Genomic DNA, 15,654 nt, shown 5'->3' on the forward strand with positions numbered 1-15,654 from the left:
CGCCGCGCCCATCTCGCGCTGGGGTTCCTCGCCCCCGGGGCCCTGGGGTGTGCCGTGCCCGCGGGGTGCGGGCGGCTTCTGCGCCTCAAACGCCGGCGGGGCTGAAAAGCTTTGTGACCGTTGCTACGTGGGGTCGTCACCGGCCTTGTCTGGGTTCGGGTGGGTCGTGGGCCTCCGGGCTCACCTCCTCGCCACGTGCGATGCACCGCCGCTGAGGCGCATCGGTCATGTCGCCCGTGGCTGCGGGGGCGACCCTGCACCCCACTCCCACGTGACCCCGACATGATCAGGCGGTCAAAGCCCCTGGTGGTGTCGCCGTCACCGGGGGAGGACAAATCTTGCGGTCACCCACCCCGGGAGGGTGCGCCCCACTCGGGGTGCGGTCACGCTCCCGGGGATGTGCGTCCATTGTTTGGCGCGGGACCCTGACGGCATCTCCGGGCCCGGGGGCTTCCATGCAACGGGTCCGTGGGGAGGGGGGTGCAGGGTCGCCCCCGCAGTGGGCTGCGACAAGCAAGGCTGCCCCCGGGGGCGGTGCATCGCAGGCCGCGAGGAGGTGAGCCCGGAGGCCACCGACCTACCCGAACCAAACAGGACCGGGTGACGACCCCACGAAGAGCGGGACTCGACCACCCCGGGGCGCCCGCACCGGGCAAGGGCCGCAGGCACGAGTACCCAGGGGCGCTGGGGGCACCTCCCACGCCGCCAGGCGTAGGGGGCGGAACTGCGCGACCAGCCACAGAACGCCCGCAGCCGGACACGCGGAAACGGCACCCATGGCCCCGGGGCCGGGCTACCCCCCAGCGGGAGGCGACCCCGCGGGAGGCGCCCGCCGTCCGTTTCCGCCGCCGGAGCAGTGAAAAGGCTTGGCGCCCCGCCGTTCCGCCGTGCTTGGGTCGGACCATGACCGACCTGCACATACGTACCGCCCGTGCCGACGAGGCCGCGGCCGTTCTCGCCTTCTGGCGGGAGGCGGCGGAGGGGACCAGCATCACCGACGACACCGAAGGGGTGGTCGCGCTGATCACGCGCGACCCCGAGGCGCTGATCCTCGCCGAGGCGGCGGACGGCACGCTGGTCGGTTCGGTGATCGCCGGGTTCGACGGCTGGCGCTGCTCCCTGTACCGGCTCGCGGTACTGCCCGCGTACCGCAGGAAGGGCATCGCGTCCGAGCTGCTCGCGGCCGCCGAGCGGCGGTTCGGCGCGGTGGGCGGGCGGCGCGGGGACGCGATGGTGCTGGAGAGCAACGAACCGGCCCACCGGGCCTGGGCGGCCGCCGGATACCACCGCGAGGACCACTGGCGGCGCTGGGTCAAGCCCCTCGGCCGGTAGCCGGGCGGGGACGGGCCCGGGGTTTCGTCACCCACAGGAGCGATAGTCCGCGGGTGGCCCGGCCCCCGGGTTCCCGTATCCGCCGGGGCGCCCGGCCCCGCCGGGGCCGCGGGTCCCCCGGGCGGGCCGGGGCGCCGGGATGACACGATGGGGCCCGCGCCGCGCTCCCGCGGCGCCCGGTCCGCCCCGTGCCCGGCACCCGTCCGGAGCGCCCGAGGGCTTCCGTAAAGGAACTTTGCCGATCCTTTACGATGGGGGGACCACTGCCGTCACCGAGGAAAGGTGTGAGCGTCCGTCCATGGACGAGCCTCCCAGTAGTAGACATCAATTCCGCCTGCCGCCCCGACCGTGCCCCGGGACGGAGGTGACCCGATGACCGAAGTGCTCCTCCTGTTCGTGGCGCTCGGACTCTCCCTCGCGTGCGGTGTGTTCGTCGCGGCGGAGTTCTCGCTGACCACCGTCGAACGCGCCGACCTCGAAGCGGCGGCCGCGCGCGGTGAGCGGGGTGCCGCCAGCGCCCTGAAGGCCGTACGGGGCCTCACCTTCCAGCTCTCCGGAGCTCAGCTCGGCATCACGGTGACCAACCTGATCGTCGGCATGCTCTCCGAGCCGTCGATCGCCAAGCTGATCCGCGGCCCGGTCGAGGACCTGGGTCTCTCCCCCACCGTGGCGTCCTCCGTGGCGCTCGTCCTCGGTACGGCCCTCTCCACGGTCGTCCTGATGGTCGTGGGCGAGCTGGTCCCCAAGAACTGGGCGATCTCGTCGCCGCTCGCCGTGGCCAAGGTCGTGGCGCCCGCGCAGCGGCTGTTCACCGGCGCCTTCAAGCCGCTGATCAGCCATCTCAACAACACCGCCAACCGCATCCTGCGCCGGCTCGGCATGGAGCCGACCGAGGAGCTGGCCTCCGCGCGCAGCCCGCAGGAGCTGGTCGCGCTGGCCCGCCACTCGGCCAAGGAGGGCGCGCTGGAGGCGGACACCGCCGAGCTGTTCGTCCGGACGCTGAACCTGGCCGAGCTGACCGCCGAGAACGTGATGACCCCGCGGGTCCAGGTCACCGCCCTGGAGGTCCAGGCGACCGCCGAGGACGTGGCCAACGCCACCCGTGCCACCGGGCTCTCCCGTTTCCCGGTCTACCGGGGCAATCTGGACACCGTCGTGGGTGTCGCGCACATCAAGGACGTCCTCGCGATCCCGGCCGCCGAGCGGCCGCGCACGAGCGTCTCCGCGGTACTGCGCGAACCCCTGCTGGTCCCGGAGACCCTGACCGTGGACCGCCTCCTGGACCGGCTCGGCGGCCGTTCCACGATGGCCGTGGTCATCGACGAGTACGGCGGCACCGCCGGCGTCGCGACCATGGAGGACATCGTCGAGGAGGTCGTCGGCGAGGTACGCGACGAACACGACCCGCAGGAAACCCCGGATCTGGCCGCGGCCGGGCGGGACGCCGACGGCCGCGCCCTGTGGTCGGCGGACGGCGCCGCCCGCACCGACCAGCTGGAGCGGGTCGGCCTCAAGGCCCCGGACGGGCCGTACGAGACGCTGGCGGGTCTGATCGCCACCGAGCTGGGCCGGATCCCCGTCGAGGGCGACCGGATGGACATCCGGGGCTGGCGCCTCGACGTGGTCGACGCGTCGGGCCGGCGGGCCGCGCGGGTGCTGCTGCACGCGCCGCTGCCGTCGGAGCCCGGGGGGTCCGAGGGGCCGTCCCCGGCGGACACCGAACGGCCGGCGACGGCCGGGCAGGCCGCGAAGGCGGACCGGACCGGACCTGCCGGTGATACCGGCCGTGACTCCGGGGAGGCCGGACGATGACCACCATCCAGTTGCTCATCGGTCTGGCGACCCTGTTCGTCAATGCCTTCTTCGTGGGCGCCGAGTTCGCCATGATCTCGGTGCGCCGCAGTCAGATCGAACCGGAGGCGGAGGCGGGCAACCGCCGCGCCAAGAGCGTCCTGTGGGGTCTGGAGCACGTGTCGGCGCTGCTGGCCGCGGCCCAGCTCGGCATCACGCTCTGCACCCTGGTGCTCGGTATCGTCGCCGAGCCGGCGATCGCGCACCTGCTGGAGCCGGTCTTCCACTCGCTGGGCGTGCCGGACGGTCTGATCCACCCGATCTCGTTCGTGATCGCCCTGGCGCTCGCGACGTACCTGCACATGCTCTTCGGCGAGATGGTGCCGAAGAACATCGCCCTGGCCGAACCGACCCGCACCGCGCTGGTCCTCGGCCCGCCGCTGGTCGCCCTGGCCCGGGCGCTGCGTCCGGTGATCTTCACGATCAACGCCTTCGCCAACACCCTGCTGAAGCTGCTGCGGGTGGAGACGAAGGACGAGGTCGCGGCGACCTTCTCGGACGACGAGCTGGCCCGGATGGTCAACGACTCCGGTGACGCCGGTCTGCTGGACGACCGGGCCGCCGAGCGGCTGCGGGACGCCCTGGAGCTGGGCCGCCGCCCGGTCCGGGACGTGGTGATGCCCGCGGAGCGGGTGGTGTACGCCCGCGCCGGGACGACCCCGGAGCAGCTGGAGCTGCTGTCGGCGCAGTCCGGGTACTCCCGTTTCCCGGTCATCGACGCCGGCCGCAGCATCCTCGGCTACCTGCATGTCAAGGACGCCCTGGACGCGGTGCCGCGGGACGTTCCGTTCCCGGTGACGGCCATGCGGCCGATCGCACGGGTCCGGGCGGCCACCCCGCTGGACGACGTCCTGACGGCGATGCAGCGCAGCGGCACGCATCTGGCCGCGGTGCAGGACGACGACGGAGCGCCGGAGGGCCTGGTGACCATGGAGGACGTACTCCGGGAGCTGGTGGGCCGGACGGACTGACCCCGGACCCGGACCCGTCGTGCGCGGCCCGTCCCGTACTCCCCGGCGGAGTCACGGGGCGGGCCGCCGCCGTACCCGCCCCCGGCCGGTACGCCGGGCACCGGGTGCCTACCGGAGGGTAGGATCGGGCCCGCCATGGAGACGAATCCCGACTACACCAGCCTGGTCGCGGTGGGCGACTCCTTCACCGAGGGCATGTCGGACCTGCTGCCCGACGGGTCCTACCGGGGCTGGGCCGATCTGCTGGCCGCCCGGCTCGCCGCCCGCTCGCCCGGCTTCCGGTACGCCAATCTCGCGGTCCGCGGCAAGCTGCTGGGCCAGATCGTCGAGGAGCAGGTGGCGCCCGCCGCCGCGATGCGCGCGGACGTGGTGACGTTCGTCGGCGGCCTCAACGACGTCCTGCGGCCCCGGATCGACATGGACCGGGTCCGGGTGCTGCTGGAGCGGGCCGTGGAGACACTGGCCCCGGCCTGCCGGACGCTGGTGCTGATGCACAGCCCCGGCCGGTACGGACCGCTGCTGGACGCGGGCCGCCCCCGGATGGAGGAGCTGTACACGCATCTGGACGCGCTGGCCGCCCGGCACGGCGCGCTCGTGGTGGATCTGTACGGGGTCCCGGCGCTCGGGGACCCGCGCCTGTGGGACCCCGACCGGCTGCATCTGACGGCCGAAGGGCACCGCCGGGTCGCCGAGGCGGTCTGGCAGACGCTCGGACTGCCCGCCGGGGCCGACTGGCGGACGCCGCTGCCGGACCCGGACGCGGTGGGATGGAGCTCCCGCCGGGCGGCGGACCTGCGTTTCGCCCGGCGCCATCTGGCGCCGTGGATCGGCCGGCGGCTCACCGGCCGCTCCTCCGGGGACGGCCGCCCGGCCAAACGCCCGGAGCTGCTCCCCTACCCCCCGGCACCGGACGCGGACGGCGCCCCCTGACCCGGCCCGGGACCACGGGCGGCGGGCCCCGGAGCGCCGTCGTACCCCCTGCCGGACGGCGGACCCGGGCCCGTACCCCCGCCGGATCGCGGACCGCCGCACTGGCCTGCGCGGATCGCCAGTAGAATCCGGCCACGTGACTGCTCTGTCTGCGAAGCCCCGCATCCCCAATGTCCTGGCCGGCCGCTACGCCTCCACCGAACTGGCCGCCCTGTGGTCCCCCGAGCAGAAGGTGAGGCTGGAGCGCCGGCTCTGGCTCGCGGTGCTCCGCGCCCAGCGCGACCTCGGCATCGACGTCCCCGAGTCCGCCGTCGCGGACTACGAGCGGGTCCTCGACCAGGTCGACCTGGCGTCGATCGCGGAACGCGAGCGGGTCACCCGCCACGATGTGAAGGCGCGGATCGAGGAGTTCAACGCGCTCGCGGGCCATGAGCAGATCCACAAGGGCATGACCTCCCGCGATCTCACGGAGAATGTGGAGCAGCTCCAGGTCCGGCTCTCCCTGGAGCTGGTACGGGACCGTACGGTCGCGGTGCTGGCCCGGCTCGGGAAGCTGGCCGGGGAGCACGCCGAGCTGGTGATGGCGGGCCGTTCGCACAATGTCGCGGCGCAGGCGACGACGCTCGGCAAGCGGTTCGCGTCCGCGGCCGACGAGCTGCTGGTGGCCTTCGGCCGGCTGGAGGAGCTGATCGCCCGCTACCCGCTGCGCGGGATCAAGGGCCCGGTCGGCACCGCCCAGGACATGCTGGACCTGCTCGGCGGCGACGCGGAGAAGCTGGCGGAGCTGGAGCGGCGGGTCGCCGGTCATCTGGGCTTCGCCCGCGCCTTCACCTCGGTGGGGCAGGTCTACCCCCGCTCCCTCGACTACGACGTGGTCACGGCCCTCGTCCAGATCGCGGCGGGCCCGTCGTCGCTGGCGAAGACGGTCCGCCTGATGGCGGGGCACGAGCTGGTCACCGAGGGCTTCAAGCCGGGTCAGGTCGGTTCCTCGGCGATGCCGCACAAGATGAACACCCGCTCCTGCGAGCGCGTCAACGGACTCACGGTGATCCTGCGCGGCTATGCCTCGATGACCGGGGAGCTGGCGGGCGACCAGTGGAACGAGGGCGACGTGTCCTGCTCCGTGGTGCGCCGGGTCGCCCTGCCGGACGCCTTCTTCGCGCTGGACGGGCTGCTGGAGACCTTCCTGACGGTGCTCGACGAGTTCGGTGCCTTCCCGGCCGTGGTCTCCCGTGAGCTGGACCGCTACCTGCCGTTCCTGGCCACCACGAAGGTGCTGATGGGCGCGGTGCGCGCGGGTGTGGGCAGGGAGGAGGCGCACGAGGTCATCAAGGAGCACGCGGTGGCCTCCGCGCTGGCGATGCGCGAGGGCGGCGCGGAGCGGAACGAGCTGCTGGACAAGCTGGCGGCGGACGAGCGGATCCCGCTGGACCGCGCGGCGCTCGACGCGCTGATGGCGGACCGGCTCTCGTTCACCGGCGCGGCCGCGGCCCAGGTGGCCGAGGTGACCGCCCGGGTCGAGGACGTCGTGAAGCGGTACCCGGCCGCCGCCGGGTACACCCCCGGCGCGATCCTCTGACGCCGGCCGGTGCCCGTGCCGCTGCCGTCGCCCGAGGAGCTGCGGGCCGCCCGTGACGGGTGCGTCGACGATGTCGTCGCACCCGGGCTGTCCGTCCTGTTCTGCGGGATCAACCCGAGTCTGATGTCGGCGGTGACCGGGCACCACTTCGCCCGTCCCGGGAACCGGTTCTGGCCGGTGCTGCACCGGTCGGGTTTCACTCCGCGGCAGCTGGCCCCGGCCGAGGAGCGCGAACTGCTCTCGTACGGTCTGGGGATCACCAATGTCGTGGCGCGGGCGACCGCCCGCGCCGACGAGCTGTCGGCGGCGGAGTTCCGTGAGGGCGGGCGGCTGCTGCGGGCCAGGGTGGCCCGGCTGCGTCCGCGCCGGCTGGCGGTCGTCGGGGTCACGGCGTACCGCACCGCCTTCGCGGAGCCCCGGGCCCGGATCGGTCCGCAGGAGCGGACGTTCGGCGGGACGGAGATCTGGGTGCTGCCCAATCCGAGCGGGCTGAACGCCCACTGGACCGTGCAGAGCATGGCGGAGGAGTACGGGCGGCTCCGGGCGGTGGCCCATGGCGAACCGGGCGGGTGGGAGCCGTGACGGGGCGCCCGGAGCGGCTCCCGGCCGGCGGGCTGACCGGACCGCTGTCGCGGACCGGGCGCAAGAGCCGTGCGAGGGACACGGCCAACGAGTACCATCCGGCAGACAACGCGCCCGGGCTGCACGAGCCGGGGCTGGAAGGACACACGGTGGGGCGGCTGACCGGCGGAGATCCGTCCTTGCTGCGGCGGATCAACTCCGCGGTGGTACTCCACGCGCTCCGGGGCGCGGGTTCGCCCACGCTCACGGATCTGACCCGGGCGACGGGCCTGTCCCGGCCCACGGTCGAGGGCGTGGTGGAAGGGCTCATCGAGGCGGGCCTGGTCGCCGAGAGCGTGCCCGAGGAGGGCGGTGCCCGGCGGCAGGGACGTCCGGCGCGGCGGTTCCGGTTCCGGGTCGAGGCGGGCCATCTGCTCGGTATCGAGATCGGGCCCCACCGGGTGGCCGCGCTGGTCTCCGGGCTCGACGGGCGGATCATCGGCGCGGCTTCGCGCGATGTGTCGGACACGGCGTCCGCGGACGACCGGCTGGACCGGGTCCGGGTGGTGACCGCCGATGTATTGCGGCGTACCGGGGTCTCCCGCTCCAATCTGCGTGCCGTCGGGGTGGCCTGCCCGGGGATCGTCGAGGCCGACGGAACGGTTCGCCTGGGGGTCGCGCTGCCCGGCTGGACCGGGCTGGCGCTGGGCCAGCGGATCCAGCGCTCGTTCCGCTGCCCGGTGCTGGTGGAGAACGACGCCAACGCGGCGGTCGTGGCCGAGCACTGGAAGGGCGTCGCGAAGGACTGCGACGACGTGGTGTTCGTCCTCGCGGGGCTGAGCCCCGGCGCGGGCTCGCTGATCAACGGCCGTCTCCACCGGGGTTTCGGCGGGGCCGCCGGGGAGATCGGGGCACTGCACCTGCTCGGTCGGCAACTGCGTCCGGAGCGGATCCTGTCGCCGACGGACGAACCGCTGCACCCGCTGGACGAGCAGGCCGTGACCGAGGTGTTCGCCCTGGCCAGAAAGGGCGATGTCCGGGCCCAGGCGGCCGTCGACCGCTATGTGCAGCGGCTGGTGCACGATGTGGCGGCGCTGGTGCTGGCGCTCGATCCGGAGCTGGTGGTGATCGGCGGCTGGGCGGCCGGTCTGGACGGCGTCCTGGAGCCCCTGCGCGGCGAACTGGCGCGGTACTGCCTCCGTCCGCCGCGGGTCGTCCTCTCACTGCTGCGGGAGGCCGCGGTGGCGACCGGGGCGCTGCGGATCGCCCTCGACCATGTCGAGGAGGAGCTGTTCGCGGTGGAGGGCACGGCGGCACGCGACTGAACCGGGGCCGGGGCGTCCCGGCGCACGGCGGGGCCGGGGGCGGGCTGCCTCCGGCCCCGCCGTTTCCGTACCCGGGAGCGGTGCGGAGGTACCGGGCGCCGCGAACGGTACGGGGGCGCCGTACGGGAACGGCGGGAACGGACATGCCGGAGGACCGGAGCGGGAGTGGTGCGGAGGTACCGGGCACCGTGAACGGTACGGGGAGCGGGAACCACGCGGCCGTACCGGAGGCCGTCGCCGGGGGTGCGCGGAAACGACTGCGGACCGGGCCGCCGGTCGGCCCGGATCCGGTGGGGCGGATCCGGACGACGGCGGAGCCGGTCCGTGGGAGTGCCGTTCCGGGTGGTGGCCGCTGCGGGACGCCGGTGGGGGCGGCGGTCCCGGGTGCGGCCGTCCCGGGGTCAGGAGGCCCGGCGTTCCTCGCTGTGGTGGCTGATGCGGACATCGCCGGAGTCGCCGAAGGTCAGCTTGCAGGTGTCCGCGCGGTAGGTGGCGACGGAGACCGCGACCGTACGGCCCCGGCAGAGGTACCGGGTCGTGACGACCAGCACCGGCGAGCCGGGCAGCCGGTCCAGCTCCCGCGCGTCGTCGGCGCGGGCGGAGCCCAGTTCCACCGCGCGGTCCTGGCCGTCGAGGTCGAGTCGCTGCAGCTCGCGCAGGACACACCGGGCCCGGGCCGCGCCGGAGGGAACGTCTATGGCCGACAGGTCGGGCACCGACGAGGCGGGAACGTAGAGCAGTTCCGCCGCGAGCGGCTGTCCGTGGGTGACGCGCAGCCTGCGCAGGGCGTACGTCTCCTCCCCGGCCGAAGTGCCCAGGGCACGGGCGACGGCCGCGGGCGGCACCACGCGCTCGCAGTCGAACGCCTGCCAGGCGTCCTGCGAGGCACCGGGGCCGGTGTGCTGGCTGGTCGAGACGTCCACCCCCAGTCGCGGCGGGGCAACCGTGGTGCCGACGCCGCGACGGCGCTGGAGCCGTCCTTCGAGTTCGAGTTGTTCGAGTGCCTGACGGAGCGTGGCGCGGGCCACCCCGAACCGGGCGGCCAGCTCACGCTCGTTGGGCAGGATCTCCCCTACCGCGAAGTCCGAGTCGAGGGCTTCGCCGATCACGTTCTTCAGGTGCCAGTACTTAGGCTCCGGCACAGTCTCCAGATGCGTGGTCCCCACCCTGATCCTCCGCGATCGCCGTGTCAGCGGCGGCTAGTACGCGCCTTTGTTCGACATTGTTTTTTAAAGGTTCCTGCACTATCCCTGCGACCATAGGGCGGGCCGGAACCTTGGTCAAGACCAATCCTGCCCTGGTTACGCTCTGAAGTCGACCGGTTCCACTGTGCGTTCACGAGCTGTTAGCACCCTGTCGAACAAGAGGGGATCCGGGCAGTACCGGTTTCAGGACAACACCCCTGACGTGCGGGAGAAGTCCGTCAGACCAGCGTGGCGGCAGGGCGGTTTCCGGACGGGGAACACCCGGCGAAGGCCCGGAACTTGTCGGGATTGCGCAGAATGTAAATGCGCTCGATCCGCCCGTCGACAACACCCAGTTGGAGTACGGTGTCGGGCTCGCCGCCGGAGAGGACGAGCACCGAGGGCACCCCGTTGACCTCCAGCGGGCGGAGTTCCGGATTCCGGAGGAGTCCGACGTTGACCCCCACCAGGAAACGGCCGATCTTGTCCGCGCCCACCAGGACCCGCCGCGGCGCCTTCCGGCGGCCGCCGCCGTCACCGACGAGGGTCGCGCCGGGCGCGAGCAGGGCGAGCAGTTCGCCGAGATCGCCGCCCGCGGCCGCGGCGAGAAATCTCTCGGTGATCTCCCGGCAGCGGGCGGGGTCCGTGTCGTAACGGGCCCTGCGCTCCTCGACATGACGGCGGGCCCGGCCCGCGGTCTGCCGTACGGCGGCTTCGGACCGGTCGAGCGCGGCGGCGATCTCGGCGTAGGGGAAGCCGAAGGCCTCGCGCAGCACGAACACCGCGCGCTCGGCGGGCGAAAGCGACTCCAGGACGACGAGCACGGCGAACGAGACGGTGTCGGCGAGGACCGCGCGGTCGGCGGTGTCGGGGACGGTGCCCCGTGCCCCGCCGGGGCCGGGAGCCGTGGCGGTGAGGACCGGTTCGGGGAGCCAGGGGCCGGTGTAGGTCTCGCGGCGGGAGCCGAGCTGCCGGAGGCGGTCGAGGGCGAGGCGGGTGACGATCCGCACCAGGAAGGCACGTGGTTCGGCGACGTCGGAGCGGTCCCCCGCCGTCCAGCGCAGCCAGGCGTCCTGGACCGCGTCCTCGGCGTCGGCGATCCGGCCGAGCATCCGGTAGGCCACTCCCGTCAGCAGGGGCCGGTGCCGTTCGAAGACGTCGGTCGGGGAATCGGTCAGCGCGTCGTCCACCACCCTTCCATCCCAGCTCACCGGGCGCCTTCTGTCCACGAGAGCCCGGTCACGCGCGTGTCGCCGGGCGGCGGGCCGGGAGCCGTAACCGGCGGGCGGGAGCGGCCCGTTCGGGCCGGCCGACGGGCCTGCGGGGGCGGAGAAGGGGGGTACGGCCTCGCGGCCGGGGTGCGGGAGACCGGGCGCGAAAGCGCGGTACGAGAGCACGGCGCGGCGAAGGACCACGGCGCGGGGCGTGCAAAAGCCGGTGGGGCCCGTTCCCGTCGACGGGCCCCACCGGCGTCCGGCGGTTCCGGGCCGTCCCCGGTGGACCGCGGCGAGTCCACCGGGGACGGCGCTCAGGCCGCCGGATCCCCCGAGGAGACGGACGGGCGCTCCGCGCTGGTGAGCGCCCGTCCCGGGGGTGGCTCTTCGCCGTGTGCCGGGTCCTTCTCCTCGTACTCCGGGTCCTTCTCCGCGGACCGCGACCGGCGCAGGGTGACGACACCGGAGCCCAGTACGGCGCCCGCGCCGACCAGCACTCCGCCGGCCGCCTGCGCCGCGCCGAAGCCGCCCGCGCCGACCAGGGGCGCGGTCAGCGCCGCGGAGACCGGGATCATGCCGGTGAACAGGGTGGCGCGCTCGGTGCCGATCCGCTGGACGCCCATGTACCAGGCGACGAAGCCGACGACGGTGACCACCACCGCCTGCCACAGCAGGGCGTACGTCTCCGCCGTGGTGGGCATCCGTACGAGTCCGGCGCCGTCCACGACGAGTCCGATGATCACCGACTCCACGGCGGCGACGGCACAGATGCACGCGGTCAGCAGCCGGGGCCCCAGCGGCTTCAGGACCGGCGCGGCCAGGACCGCGAAGCCCACCTCGCCGACCAGCGCGGCCACCGACCAGACGATGCCCGCGGTGTCGGTGCGCCCCCACCCCTGGACCGTGAACGCCCCGGCCGCGACCAGCAGGGCTCCGTAGAGCACCGGACGGGTGGGGCGGCGGCTGTTCATCAGCGGGACCAGGACGGCGACCACGACCGGCGCACAGCCGACGAACACCCCCGGTACGGCCGGTTCCGCCGTGCGCTCGGCCGCCAGGACCGCAAGGTTGAAGCCGACCATCCCGACGCCCGCGACCAGGGCGATCCGACCCCACTGACGGGCCGTCAGAGTCCGGACCGGCACCAGCGCCGCCCGGCCGCCCAGCAGCGGGATCAGCAGCAGGAAGGCGATGCCGTAGCGGATCGCCTGGCCGCCCGCGTACGGGTAGTCGCCGAGGACGCTGTTGGCGGTGAAGGAGGCGCCGACGAGGGCGTAGGCGAAGGTGACGAGGAGGATGCCCTGGACGGCGGCGGACCGGGCCGGGGCCTCCGCGGCGGCGGCCGGGGTGGCGCGTTGCTTCATGACGATCACGCTAGGGACCGCCGCGGCCCCCTTGAAGGGCCACTTCCACGGGGGTATCGGGGACCACTTCCGCGCGCCCCGCGCGCTCCCGGGTAATCCGTTCGGCGGATTCGCCCGGCAGTGGGCGTCCCCTATACCTGAAGCACCGCGACAGCTCGGAGGTCCGGTCATGACGACACCCGTTCCGGCGGCGAGCGCAAGGCTCGTACGGCCCCAGGACATGCTGGTGGCCGACTTCGATTTCCACAATCTCCGGCCCGAACCCGAAGCGGATCCCCCGCAGTTGCGCCGGATCGACCCGGCCCTGCCCTGCTTTGTCGTGGTCCGTTTCGAATCGCAGCACGTCACCGAGCAGACGGTGTACGAGAACGAGCCGGACCGGCCCGTTCCGGGGGCGATCGCGGCCCGGGCGGTGGGGCCCAGCCGGATCGTCTTCACCGTCCCGGAGACCGTGAAGACCATCCCGTACAGCGAGGAAGGTCTGCTGCGGTGGTGGCAGTGGGTCATGCGGGCGGTGCCGGCCGCCGGGCGGCCCGGGGCGCTGGAGACGGATCTGCTGGTGGTCGACTGGCTCCATCTGACTCCGGAGCGGTTCGCGACCTGGGACCACTCGGAGACCCCGGTCGAGCACGGCGGCCGCACCGAGCTGTGGCACACCCGGCTCGCCGGGCGCGGCCCCCGGGGCCGTCCCGATCCGCTGTCGGTGCCCACGGTCCGGGTGGTGGCCGCCGACGAGCCGGCGAACCCCGGGGAGGCAAGGCTCTTCGGGGCGCTCAACCCGGATGGGTTCGACTACCGCCAGCTCGTCACCCTGACGAACCCGCCCGAGCCGGACGCCGCCCCGGTCGACGCGGCGCTTCTCGCGCTGAGCGCCGCGGGCGCCACGCTCGACCTCGACGGCCGCTGGGAGCCGAGCACCACACCGGGGCTGAACCTCAAGCACTGGGAGCACCACGCCTGGCAGGGCCGGGACAACAAGGTGATCCTGGAGCAGTACGGATTCCTGGTCCCGTTCGGCCACCGGGCGCTGCTGTTCACCGAGACCAAGCGGACCTTCGACGGGACGACCGGGGTCGCCTACCTCGAACAGCGCCGGTTCGTGCGGATCACCGAGCCGGTCAAGGAGTATCCGGGGGCGTACGGACTGCCGTTCGGCGGCCGTTCGCTGCCCTTCACCCGGATCGCGGTCGAGGGACCGGTGCCGCCGGTCCTGCCCCGGAGCCCCGAACCGCTGCTGCCCGGCCGTCCGGACACCGGCTTCTGGATCCAGTCGCTGGACACCGGCACCGATGTGGCGTTCGTCCTGCGCGCCGGCGACCAGGCGGGCCGGGAGATCCGCTTCACCGCCTCCCTGGGCTTCGTTCCGCACGATATCGCCATCCGGTCCCCCGAGCCCGGCACGGTGCTGCGCGAACTGATCGACGCCTACGGCGGCTTCGACCGGATCACCGGCCCCGCCCCGGACCCCCGGCGGTCGCTGAACCTCGCCGGACAGGAGCTGGGCTATACCGCCGAGGCCGGTCCGGGCAGCGCCACCCACCCCACCCAGCGGCTCCTCTGGGGACTCCAGGGGCCGCCCGGAACACTCGCCCCGCGGACCGACAGCCCCCTGTTCTTCCCCCGCATGCTGGCGGCGGAGGCCCGGCTGCCGGTGCTGGACACCTTCTACGGCCCCGGGGGCACGGTCGTCCTCGGCTACGACGAGAAGTATCTGGCGGACGCGTTCCGCGGGAATCCGGGGGAAATCTATGTCCGGGTCCGCGAAACGCTGGAGTCCCTGGCCTCCGGCGAGGACCGGCCGGTGGAGCGGCTCGTGCTCAACAGCAGCACGACCGGCGGGATCGTCATGCCGAACATCGAGGTCGGCGGATTGTCCCGGGCCCTCGGCGCGGTCGGCGGCAAGGCCGAATCGGTCGACCGGCTGCGGGACGAGGGAAAGATCGTCGGCAAGGACTACTTCGACCTCGGGAACCAGCTGAACGGGGCCGTGCTGTTCGGGGCCACCTTTCTGGCGCGGGTCCTGCCGGACAACGAGGCCGGGTCGGAATTCGCCCCGAGAATCAAAAAGGAGACCACCTACCCGAACAACCCGAAGACCGGGATCCCGGACACCAACAGACTCCCCGACGGCCACCGGATGACCATCGAGTACAGCACGCCGCTGGTGGACTTCGGGCCGTTCCGGGCAGTGGTCGGCAACAACCGGGCCAAACTGGATCTGAAGATCCTCAACGAGGTCAGCTATACCGAGGGCACCAACACCAACACCGTCTCCGGGAAGATCTCGCTCTTCGAGCTGAAGCTGGTCGAACCGGCGTTCCAGTTCATCGGCGTGGTCTTCAAGGACTTCGAGTTCAGCTTCGACCACGACGGCGGACCGTCCTTCAAGCCGGGCGTCGACGCGGTCCGGTTCTACGGGCCACTGGCCTTCGTCGGGCTCCTCCAGGACTACATCTCCGACGCCTTCAAGGGCGTCAGCATCTTCGGCCTGAAGCTGAAGACCTATCTGGAGATCGCGTACAGCGAGGTGCGGGTCGGAGTCACCTTCGGACTGCCGGACATCAAGATGGGGCCGGTTCTCCGGATCACCAACTGCTTTCTGACCGCCGGAATCATCGTCCCCTTCCAGCGGAAGCCGGTCCGGGCCGCCTTCGGATTCGCCCGGGAGGACGAGAAGTTCAATGTCACCGTCTACGGCTTCGGCGGCGGCGGCTTCCTCACCATCGAGGTCAGCGAGAAGCGCCTGGAGAAGATCGAAGGCGCCATCGAGGCCACGTACACCCTCGCCTTCGACTTCGCCGAGATCGCCAGCGGTCTCGCCCGGATCGCCCTCGGGGTCTACTTCAAACTGGAGCGGGCCGACGAGGAGGACGAGGACGCCAAGGACGAGGTCGTACTCCGCGGCTATGTCCGGGCGACCGGGCGGCTGAGCGTCCTCGGGCTGATCAGCATTACCGCCGAGTTCTACGCGGACCTCCAGTACCGCCGACTGGGGAACGAGTCCGCGGTCACCGCGCACGCCCGGCTGACCGTCTCCATCGACATCCTCTTCTTCCATGTGTCCGTCGCCCTGGAGTTCTTCTACAACCTCCGGGGCAGCATCTCCGACGAGTCGCTCACCGGGGCCGACGGCGGCGGGCGGGCCCTCGCGGCCGCCGACGAACCCACGTCGTTCGGCGATCTGATGTCTCGCGACGACTGGGACCGGTACTGCGACTCCTTCGCGGGCTGACACCTCCGCGAACCAGGGCGCCGTCCGGATCCGCCCCCTCCCCTCCGCCGCCCACCCGCAGTCCGTCCGGCAGTCCGTCGGGCACCCCGTTCGACACCCGTCCCGAGGAGA

Annotated in this window: 11 protein-coding genes; 8 read left to right on the forward strand and 3 right to left on the reverse strand. The window is 72.8% G+C overall.

What is annotated here, in order from left to right:
* Positions 1-903: 903 nt before the first annotated feature.
* From ACWDR0_RS29440 to ACWDR0_RS29470, 7 genes are all read left to right on the forward strand, one after another.
* On the forward strand, positions 904-1,332 hold the full coding sequence (locus ACWDR0_RS29440; RefSeq protein WP_456354841.1) for a GNAT family N-acetyltransferase: 429 nt from the start codon (positions 904-906) through the stop codon (positions 1,330-1,332).
* Between the two features lie 372 nt (positions 1,333-1,704).
* The gene (locus ACWDR0_RS29445) at positions 1,705-3,144 is read left to right on the forward strand and encodes a hemolysin family protein (RefSeq protein WP_456354842.1); all 1,440 of its coding nucleotides are present in this window, start codon (positions 1,705-1,707) and stop codon (positions 3,142-3,144) included.
* Positions 3,141-4,154, forward strand: a complete 1,014-nt coding sequence (locus ACWDR0_RS29450) for a hemolysin family protein (RefSeq protein ID WP_456354843.1) — start codon at positions 3,141-3,143, stop codon at positions 4,152-4,154. The genes ACWDR0_RS29445 and ACWDR0_RS29450 overlap by 4 nt, the downstream gene beginning before the upstream one ends.
* 135 nt (positions 4,155-4,289) lie before the next feature.
* On the forward strand, positions 4,290-5,084 hold the full coding sequence (locus ACWDR0_RS29455) for an SGNH/GDSL hydrolase family protein (protein ID WP_456354844.1): 795 nt from the start codon (positions 4,290-4,292) through the stop codon (positions 5,082-5,084).
* A 136-nt stretch (positions 5,085-5,220) separates the two neighbouring features.
* Positions 5,221-6,663 (forward strand): adenylosuccinate lyase, encoded by a 1,443-nt coding sequence (gene purB, locus ACWDR0_RS29460; RefSeq protein ID WP_456354845.1) that lies wholly within the window; start codon positions 5,221-5,223, stop codon positions 6,661-6,663.
* A 15-nt stretch (positions 6,664-6,678) separates the two neighbouring features.
* Positions 6,679-7,245: a G/U mismatch-specific DNA glycosylase gene (gene mug / locus ACWDR0_RS29465; RefSeq protein WP_456354855.1), complete on the forward strand. Its 567-nt coding sequence runs from the start codon at positions 6,679-6,681 to the stop codon at positions 7,243-7,245.
* A gap of 149 nt (positions 7,246-7,394) precedes the next feature.
* On the forward strand, positions 7,395-8,549 hold the full coding sequence (locus ACWDR0_RS29470; RefSeq protein WP_456354856.1) for an ROK family transcriptional regulator: 1,155 nt from the start codon (positions 7,395-7,397) through the stop codon (positions 8,547-8,549).
* A 401-nt stretch (positions 8,550-8,950) separates the two neighbouring features.
* Here ACWDR0_RS29470 and ACWDR0_RS29475 read toward each other — a convergent pair whose 3' ends face one another.
* From ACWDR0_RS29475 to ACWDR0_RS29485, 3 genes are all read right to left on the reverse strand, one after another.
* Positions 8,951-9,715, reverse strand: coding sequence for a GntR family transcriptional regulator (locus tag ACWDR0_RS29475; RefSeq protein WP_456354846.1), 765 nt, complete (start codon positions 9,713-9,715; stop codon positions 8,951-8,953).
* Between the two features lie 257 nt (positions 9,716-9,972).
* Positions 9,973-10,944: an RNA polymerase sigma factor SigJ gene (sigJ, locus tag ACWDR0_RS29480; RefSeq protein ID WP_456354847.1), complete on the reverse strand. Its 972-nt coding sequence runs from the start codon at positions 10,942-10,944 to the stop codon at positions 9,973-9,975.
* Between the two features lie 317 nt (positions 10,945-11,261).
* On the reverse strand, positions 11,262-12,311 hold the full coding sequence (locus tag ACWDR0_RS29485) for a DMT family transporter (protein WP_456354848.1): 1,050 nt from the start codon (positions 12,309-12,311) through the stop codon (positions 11,262-11,264).
* A 169-nt stretch (positions 12,312-12,480) separates the two neighbouring features.
* Here ACWDR0_RS29485 and ACWDR0_RS29490 point away from each other — a divergent pair, with 169 nt between their 5' ends.
* The gene (locus ACWDR0_RS29490) at positions 12,481-15,543 is read left to right on the forward strand and encodes a hypothetical protein (RefSeq protein WP_456354849.1); all 3,063 of its coding nucleotides are present in this window, start codon (positions 12,481-12,483) and stop codon (positions 15,541-15,543) included.
* Positions 15,544-15,654 lie beyond the last annotated feature (111 nt).

Source organism: Streptomyces sp. NPDC003691, from assembly GCF_053981115.1.